This window comes from Ancrocorticia sp., from assembly GCF_052089425.1.
Classification (GTDB): Bacteria; Actinomycetota; Actinomycetes; order Actinomycetales; family Actinomycetaceae; genus Ancrocorticia.
Window position 1 is genome coordinate 1 of record NZ_JBQCZW010000059.1, and the last position, 7942, is coordinate 7942.

8 protein-coding genes are annotated in these 7942 nt (G+C 59.4%); 4 read left to right on the top strand and 4 right to left on the bottom strand.

From position 1 onward, the window contains the following. From ACTHV6_RS11510 to ACTHV6_RS11525, 4 genes are all read left to right on the top strand, one after another. Nucleotides 1-426 (top strand): lyase family protein (locus tag ACTHV6_RS11510; RefSeq protein ID WP_441387740.1); only part of this gene is annotated, 426 nt, incomplete at its 5' end. A gap of 102 nt (nucleotides 427-528) precedes the next feature. Then, complete coding sequence (locus ACTHV6_RS11515) at nucleotides 529-1218, top strand: HAD family hydrolase (protein WP_441387741.1); 690 nt, start codon at nucleotides 529-531, stop codon at nucleotides 1216-1218. A gap of 343 nt (nucleotides 1219-1561) precedes the next feature. Next, nucleotides 1562-2638 (top strand): YeeE/YedE family protein, encoded by a 1077-nt coding sequence (locus ACTHV6_RS11520; protein ID WP_441387743.1) that lies wholly within the window; start codon nucleotides 1562-1564, stop codon nucleotides 2636-2638. 71 nt (nucleotides 2639-2709) lie between these two features. Next, nucleotides 2710-3012 (top strand): sulfurtransferase TusA family protein, encoded by a 303-nt coding sequence (locus tag ACTHV6_RS11525; RefSeq protein WP_441387745.1) that lies wholly within the window; start codon nucleotides 2710-2712, stop codon nucleotides 3010-3012. Nucleotides 3013-3090: 78 nt separating this feature from the next. On the opposite strand, the gene ACTHV6_RS11530 is transcribed toward ACTHV6_RS11525, so the two are convergent. The 4 genes from ACTHV6_RS11530 to ACTHV6_RS11545 form a co-directional block, all read right to left on the bottom strand. Then, nucleotides 3091-5106 (bottom strand): sucrose-specific PTS transporter subunit IIBC, encoded by a 2016-nt coding sequence (locus ACTHV6_RS11530; protein ID WP_441387751.1) that lies wholly within the window; start codon nucleotides 5104-5106, stop codon nucleotides 3091-3093. A 128-nt stretch (nucleotides 5107-5234) separates the two neighbouring features. Further along, the gene (locus ACTHV6_RS11535) at nucleotides 5235-6716 is read right to left on the bottom strand and encodes a glycoside hydrolase family 32 protein (protein ID WP_441387747.1); all 1482 of its coding nucleotides are present in this window, start codon (nucleotides 6714-6716) and stop codon (nucleotides 5235-5237) included. Between the two features lie 83 nt (nucleotides 6717-6799). Beyond that, the gene (locus ACTHV6_RS11540; protein ID WP_441387748.1) at nucleotides 6800-7312 is read right to left on the bottom strand and encodes a hypothetical protein; all 513 of its coding nucleotides are present in this window, start codon (nucleotides 7310-7312) and stop codon (nucleotides 6800-6802) included. After that, the gene (locus ACTHV6_RS11545) at nucleotides 7215-7667 is read right to left on the bottom strand and encodes a hypothetical protein (protein WP_441387750.1); all 453 of its coding nucleotides are present in this window, start codon (nucleotides 7665-7667) and stop codon (nucleotides 7215-7217) included. Before ACTHV6_RS11545 ends, ACTHV6_RS11540 begins: the two co-directional genes overlap by 98 nt. Nucleotides 7668-7942: the final 275 nt, after the last annotated feature.

A 7942-nucleotide genomic window follows, 5' to 3' on the forward strand; every position in this document is an offset into this window, starting at 1 on the left:
GCACAGGACTTGCGAATGCTGTCATCCGGACCATTGGGCGGGCTCCAAGAGGTGACACTCCCGGCCGTTCAAGCGGGCTCGTCCATTATGCCGGGCAAGATCAACCCGGTCATTCCCGAGTATGTGATGCAGCTGAGCTACCGAATCCGTGGGGCGGCTTCCACCGTAGAAATGGGCGTGGCGGCTGGAGAGCTCGAGCTCAACATCATGGAGCCGATCATCGTGGACAGCCTGATCGACATCTTCGAGGACCTGACGTCTGCAGCCACCCTGTTCGGCGAGAAGTGCGTACGTGGGCTGGTGTGGGACGGATCGCGCCTTGCCTCCAACGCCGGTGCAGCGTTCGACCGGTGGGTCACCATGTCCGCCGAGGTGGGCTACGAAGAAACCACGAAGAAGGTACGTGAGTACTGGGCTAACGCCTAGGGCTCATGGGATCGGAGTGAAGAGTCATGTTGCGCCGAGGAGCACCGGGGAACAATGGTGGCTTCATTTCATACCTCGCCCACTCGTGGCAGGATGGATCGTATGAGGAAAGCGACAACGCCTGATAGCACGCTCGTGCTCTGGGATATTGACGGGACACTTCTGGCTTCGGCGGCCTTCAATAGCGTGTATTACTTGGACGCTATCCGCGCGATCCACCCGGAGTTTGATTCGATTCCGGAGAACACAGATGGAATGACGGACCGGCAGATCATCGAAGCACACCTAGCGGCGGTGAGCTTGCCTCGCGAGGAGGCAGCGGTGATCCTCGATCGTTTGGACGATCTGTCCCAGAGCTATCTGGAGGAACCGAACCGGCTGACCATGCTGCCCGGGGTCAACGATGCACTCGCGCGAGTGGCACAGGCGGGGTTTACCAATGGCCTGCTGACCGGCAACACGCCCACGAGGGCCTCGCACAAGCTTCGCGGAGCTGGCGTGGCCGTGGACCTCATTTCGTGGGAGCAATCGTTCTTTGGCGCCGAAGCATCCCGCCGCGAAGAACTCACACACCGCGCTCGCGAACGTTACCCAGAGCGCCCGATGGTGATTATCGGAGACACTCCCCGGGACGGACAGGCCGCCGCGGCTGCAGGTATCACTTTTGTTGGCGTAACAACCGGTTCGTTCGGTGCCGAAGCGTTGCAGGAAGCAGGAGCGGTCAACGTCATACCTGATTTAGTGACCGGGATCGATGGTCTGGTTGCGTGGCTGCAGGCCAGAGTCCGGTAGTTCGGTTTTTGACGACGACGACGGCCCACCGCCCAACCTCTCCCTGTCCACGTTGTGGAATGCTATTGACCTAAAGCACACTGGCTTAATAGGTTGATGGCGTCGGACCTCCACGAATCCATAGGTGAAGGATGGAACATGAAGGCAATGCAGCGAATGTGTATGGCGTGCACGCAGGCTTGCTGACGCCATTTTCATAGTTCTCTTTTACGACCGGCAGTAATCCTGAGTAAGCCCTAGCGATACTCGTGTACCCAAAATCCGCTGGATGGCCTACATATTGTGTGCGCGCCAAGAAGCCACGAGCTCCTTTTCAAACATTCTTTAGCGAAAGCGAAAATCCATGATTGTTACCGGCTTCATCCTTGGAATAGTCCTCGGCTTCATTTTCCAACGCGGTAGATTCTGCGTGACCGGAGCCTTCCGCGACGTATGGCTGAGCAAGTCCACGCGTTGGCTCAACGCATTTCTTCTGGCCATCGCCGTTCAGGCGGTCTTGGTTCAAGTTCTCACGGCTACCGGCGTGATCAGTCCATCGGCACCACAACTGGCGATCGCCGCGGTTGCTGGCGGATCCTTCCTCTTTGGGATCGGCATCGTCTTGTCAGGCGGGTGCGCCACCGGAACCTACTATCGCAGCGGCGAGGGCCTCATCGGCTCATGGATCGCTCTGGGCCTTTACGCCTTCACCGCCGCCGCCATGAAATATGGCGTGGGTGCGAACTTCACGGAAGCTGCACGCAACAATACCGTTGACGCCAGCACGATCCACGGAACTCTCGGCATCTCCGCATGGGTCCCCGTGATCGCGTTTGGTGGTCTCGTGGCCTACCTCTTGGTTCGACAGAGCCGCCGGCCGCACAACCCCGTTGCCCAACTCGCACCCAAGAAGAGCGGTCTGGCCCACGTCCTCTTTGAAAAGCGCTGGAGTCCCAACGCAACGGCAATTCTCGTGGGAGCTATTGCTGCCCTTGCCTACCCACTTTCACAGGCGACTGGCCGTAATTCAGGCCTTGGGATCACAACTCCGTCCGCAAACGTTGTTCAGTACCTCGTCACGGGCCAGGCAGACCTCATCGATTGGGGCGTTGCCTTCGTGTTAGGAATCATCCCCGGCTCCTACATTGCGGCCAAGGCCTCCGGTGAATTCCGGCTGCGCGCCCCAGATGCGCGTACCGCGGTTCGCTCCGTGTTTGGTGGAACGATCATGGGCATTGGAGCAGCGCTGGCTGGAGGTTGCACCATTGGCAACTCCCTTGTCCAGACGGCACTGTTCGGCTGGCAGGGGTGGATCGCCTTCGGCTTCACGTTCCTGGGAGTGGGAGCCGCAGCCAAATTCTTCATCACCAACAATTCGGGCACTCGCACCAGTTCAGTAGCGGGAGCGGGCGTTCCTCGGGGTCTCGTCCAGATTCAATAATGCAACGTGCTACGGACAATCCTCACAACTTCTTACAGTCATCAGATCAACATATCCGCAAGGAGAACATCATGAGTTTCTTAGACTTCATCAAAGTAGATAAACCTGCACCCGAAGCCACTGCAGTCGCAACGAAGGAAGGCACAGGCCGCAAGTTTCTGCTGGACACGTTTGGCCAAGTGTGCCCATTCCCGTTGGTCGAGGCGAAGAAGGCCATCGCCGGAATAGATTCCGGAGACGAGCTTCAGATCGATTTCGATTGCACGCAAGCCACCGATTCCATTCCGGTATGGGCGGCCCAAGAAGGACACACCGTGACGGATTTCCGCCAGCTTGACGAAGCGTCGTGGTCCATTACTCTGCGCAAGGCGTGAATAGATAGAACAAGAACGCGGGGCCACCGACGTAGCCCCGCGTTCTTTGTATTCTGGCACTGCCCCTAGGATGTGCGCCTAGACTTCCACGACCACCTCGGGCTCGGGAGCTTCCTTTGGTTGGATGACCATGAGGAGGTCCCCGCGCTCCACGGCGGCGGGTTCCTGAACGTCAATCCCGCCCTGCTTCTTCGCGTTGGATACGACGATGGGCGTGACGGTCTGGTAACCGGCACCGGTAATGGCGTCCCAATCCACGTCCACAAGGACATCGCCGCGTTTGACCATGTCACCCTTCTTGACGTGAGGAGTGAATCCCTCACCCTTCATCTTGACCGTATCCATGCCAACGTGGATGAGCAGCTCTACGCCGGAGGCTGAGCGGATCCCGTAGGCGTGGCCGGTGGGGAAGGCAAGAATCACGGTGCCATCCACGGGAGAAACAACGGGGCCGCCCGATGGAACGATGGCCGCACCTGGTCCGAGCATCCCAGAGGCGAAGGTCTTGTCCTCAACCTCGCTGAGCGCGATTGCTGTGCCTTCGAGGGGAGAGGTGACCGTGAAGTCGGTTTCTGCAGATGGATCGAACAGAACGGCGGCCTCCTCAGCTGCCTCCTCGGTAGCTGCCAGTTCCTCGGCCTCTTGTTCGGCGGCTGTCTCGCTCACGTTCTCCGCGAGGGAGGCCTTACCGCGGCTCTTGCCGTAGGCCAAAGTTGCCGCGAACACCACCACGATAACGAGCACTTCGAGCAGCAGGAACATCGGGATATCCGATGGGACGATGGACACGAAGCCAACCATCCCGGCGGCGCCGAGCGCCTGGCTACGAATGTCCAAGATGGCAACCAGCGCGCCACCTAGCGCCGCTCCGCCCATGCCGATGAAGAACGGCCAGCGCAGCCGCAGGTTCACGCCAAAGATGGCGGGTTCGGTGATGCCGAACAATGCGGAGGCCGAGGAAGCTCCAGCCAATCCCTTGAGTTTCGCGTTGCGAGCAATGAAGAAGATCGCCAGTGCTGCCGCGCCCTGCGCAACGTTTGCCATGGAAGCAATCGGGAAGATGAACGATCCGCCCGTTTCGGCCATGTTGTTGATGAGCGGAAGCTCAATGGCGGGGAACGACTGGTGGAGTCCCGTCACCACGATCGGGGAGTAGAACAGACCGAAGATCAGGCCGCCGACCGGCCCAAGGTTCGTGTACGCCCACAAGATTCCATCGGATAGTCCGTCCGAGAGGATGCGGGTAAAGGGGCCAACCGCAACGAAGGCCAGGAAGCCCGTGATAAGCATGGTGAACAGCGGCGTGAGCAGGAAGTCCGCCGTGCCTGAGAAGACCTTGTGGAATCGCTTCTCGATCCACGCCAAGATCCAGGCAACGAACAGCACCGGAATGACCTGACCTTGGTAACCTACCTGAGCCACGTCCAGCCCGAACACGTTCCAGTAGGGCATCTGGCCGGCCTCGGTCACGGCCACCATGTCGTAGGCGTTGACGAGCGAGGGGGAGACCATGGCGGCACCCATGGCCGCACCAAGATAGGGGTTGCCACCGAACCGTTTGACGGCAGAGAATCCAATGAGAACCGGCAGGAAGGCGAAGGCCGCCGAGGAAATCATGTTGATCATATCGGCGTAATCCGCCAGCCACGGGGCCTGCTGAACGATCGATTGTTCGCCCACCAGCCCTTCGGCCGTCAACACGTTGTTGAGGGCCATCATGAGGCCGCCGGCGATCAGTGCCGGTAGCACGGGAACGAAGATGTCCGCGATGGTCTTGATAAAGCGCATCACCACGTTTTCACGCTGAGCGGCCACCTGCTTGGCCTCATCCTTGGATGCTTCGGCAACGCCGCCGTCCTTGATGAGGTGGTCAAACACGATGTCCACATCGCCCGGACCAATAATGATTTGGTACATGCCACCGGCAACGAAAGTTCCCTTGACATCGTCGTGGTTATCCAAGGTCTCCTGATCAACCTTGTCTTGATCGGCAAGAACGAGGCGTAATCGTGTTGCGCAATGTGCCGCGGCATTGATGTTTCCGGCGCCGCCAACAGCGCTCAGGACATCTTGTGCCACGTGTGCGTGATCCATAGCCACTGGTGGTTCCTTTCTTTATGATGCCTCTCTCTTCGTCGAGTGCTCGTCAGCGAGTTCGGCATGGGGTGGTTAGATGCTTAATCGTTTCATATTTTGCTGGTGGCGTAAATATCGGAATCTTGTTAGTCGAACCGCCCAGCGTGGGTAACGGTGACCGGTCGGCTTCCGCCGTGAGTCCGCACCGTGAGGCCATCGCCGTCCACGAACGATCGCAGAGTGAACGCGAGATCGCCGTCTCCCACGAAAACCTCCGTGATGGAGCTGTCATGGAGAATGCGAAGGGTCCGCTCGCACCCCTCGGGAAGCGTGACGCGCCGCGTCTTGCCGTGCGGGTACCGGGAGGTTGAACGGTCCACGATTAGCGTGTTTCCGGCGAGTTGGATGGAAACGAACTGGTGATCAGATCCGATCCGCACCTCCACGTCCGAATCCGATGCGTTTAACCCCAGTTCGAAAGCCCGTGAGCCCTCCAGTTCGCGGATAGTTTTTGACGACGACGGAGCCATCTGGCCATGATCCACACTCACACGGGGCAGCTGGATCGCCGGGCGTTGAATGAGCCTGCCCGCGCGCAAGGATAGCTTTCGAGGAACGGTCAGAGTGTGGCCCCATCCTCCGGTGTCAATCGAGGGCTGGTCATCCTCCGAGGCATTGCCGGCCCACCCCATGAGCAGCGGGGTCTCATCCGTGCCGGCGGGCGTGGCGAATACCTGCGGGGCATAGAATTCGAAGCCGTGATCAAGTTCGGTGTAGGTGCCATCGGTGCCGCGGAACTGGGTTCCGTCGAGGTGGCCGACGATGTACACACACGGGAAAATGTTCTCGAATCCTTCGCGATCGGGATGGATGCCCTGAGGACAGAAAATGAGCACATCGAAGGCTTCTCCCGTCACCTCATCGCTGACCGAGATGAGGTTGGGACATTCCCACATGTATCCGAAACGATCGAATGCGCCACCCGCGTCCGGGAAGGACATTTCTCCTTCGCATTCCCATGAAATGAGGTCCGCTGACCTGTAGAAGAGCGCGGCACCCGTTTCATCTTCGCGTTGGGCACCGATGAGCATGCGGTAGGAACCGTCTGCCGATCGCCACACCTGAGGATCGCGGAAGTGAGGCGTGTAGCCAGCGGGGTGTCCGGGAATCACCGGGTTGCCCGGATACTTGGTGAAGGATTCAAAATCGGGGGATGTGACCAGGCATTGTGAGGCCTCGCGGATTCCTGTTTCCTCATCCTTGACGTTTCCGGTGTAGAACAATGCAACGGGGGAGGATGCTTCGCCGTCGTCGTCGATAAAAAACGCTGTGCCTGAGTACGCGCCGTGCCGATCGTACCGGGAATCTGGCATAATAGCCGGGGCGTGGTGATCCCATGTGAGCATGTCCCGCGAGGTGGCGTGGCCCCAGTAGACGAGCTTGCGGTGCGGGTGGAACGGGCTGAACTGGTAGAAGGCGTGATACACCCCGTCCGCGCGCGCCAGTCCGTTCGGATCGTTGAGGCGCCCAACAGGCGGGGCCACGTGGAAAAGCGGGTAGTCCGGATCATCTGCAGCGCGCGATGAACGCATCGCCGAGAGGGCTTCGTCGGTCAAATTGTGGGCCACGCCACGAAGGTAGCACACGTGTGTGGGGCAGCGCAGACTATTTCGGGCGATACGCGGTAATCGTGGTTTCCTCGTCCAGAACCTCAACAGCCAAGAGCGTGTCCGGGGTGATGATCGGCCGTTGTCAGTTCACCCGTCACATTATCGAGGATCTGACAATTCTGCCGTGTGCAGTAGAGGGTCTTCACGGCATTCTCCGACACAACGCTGACCGGCATAGCCAATTGTTCGGAGGATGGGAAATCAACTTCCTGAGTCCAGAGCTCCTGAAGTTCGCCATCGTAGCCAGCGCAATCGAACGTCTTCGCTGTGACCGTGCATGCCACCGCCAAATCGCTGCCGAAAACAGTCACGGCGGCGCGATCTTGAGGATCGGTGCTCCACGGGGTAGTGACCGCTTTGCCGGACGTAATGTCATTCAAGGCGCTAACGCTGACGAAATTGTTCCCGAGAATACCGTTGTTCATCGTGTTGTAGTTATCGGCGAAGTAGGTCCATTCACCAGTCCACAGTTGTTTCGGTTCCTGACCGGAAATATCCCAAGTAGTCACCTGCGCTTGGTCCGGGCTGAACTGGTCCGCCTGCACGAGGACCATGTAGGTATCGGAGGTGTAACAGGGCATCGTGCTCCGTGGCATCAACCGTGATGGCCCATTGCTCGTGCGTGCCGTTTGCGAACGAATCACTTGGCGTGGACTGGGCGGAGGTGCCCGGAGAATCGCGGTTGCCTAGGAGCCACCAGATGAGGGCGGCCACCGCGGCGGCCACTATGAGCGCTAGGAGCGTCACAACGATCGCCTTCTTGCGCGACTTCCTTCGCGGGGGAGGTGGCTGCATGCCCTGCCAGGGCTGGGGCGGATACGGCTGGTAAGGCTGCCCGGTGTATTGCGGGTTCTCGGGGCCATAGGCTCCATTGCCCGAATTGGCGGCGTTATGTGGCGGCATCGTCATGGCGTAAGGGCACACTAACTCTGTGGCTCGTGAAGATGCGGTTCCGGGGTCCTGACTGCTTGCCAGATCGGCTCGCCAGGATCAGTTAGTCGCGCTACGCCGCACGATCAGTGCGATGAGTTCTCTGCTGTATCCGATGGCCGCGGCGAGAGAAGGCCCCCTGTGTCCGACGGCGCCCTCTTGCCTGTGCTCAGCCGCGAGTTACAATCCGGATCGATGGACGGTATGGACGGTATGGACGGTATGGACGGTATGGACGGTATGGACGGTATGGA

Coding starts and splice junctions, on each gene's coding strand:
- ACTHV6_RS11540 (WP_441387748.1), bottom strand. CDS start 7,312: ATGGTCCTCGTGCAGGCGGACCAGTTCAGCCCGGACCAAGCGCAGGTG.
- ACTHV6_RS11525 (WP_441387745.1), top strand. CDS start 2,710: ATGAGTTTCTTAGACTTCATCAAAGTAGATAAACCTGCACCCGAAGCC.
- ACTHV6_RS11545 (WP_441387750.1), bottom strand. CDS start 7,667: ATGACGATGCCGCCACATAACGCCGCCAATTCGGGCAATGGAGCCTAT.
- ACTHV6_RS11520 (WP_441387743.1), top strand. CDS start 1,562: ATGATTGTTACCGGCTTCATCCTTGGAATAGTCCTCGGCTTCATTTTC.
- ACTHV6_RS11530 (WP_441387751.1), bottom strand. CDS start 5,106: ATGGATCACGCACACGTGGCACAAGATGTCCTGAGCGCTGTTGGCGGC.
- ACTHV6_RS11515 (WP_441387741.1), top strand. CDS start 529: ATGAGGAAAGCGACAACGCCTGATAGCACGCTCGTGCTCTGGGATATT.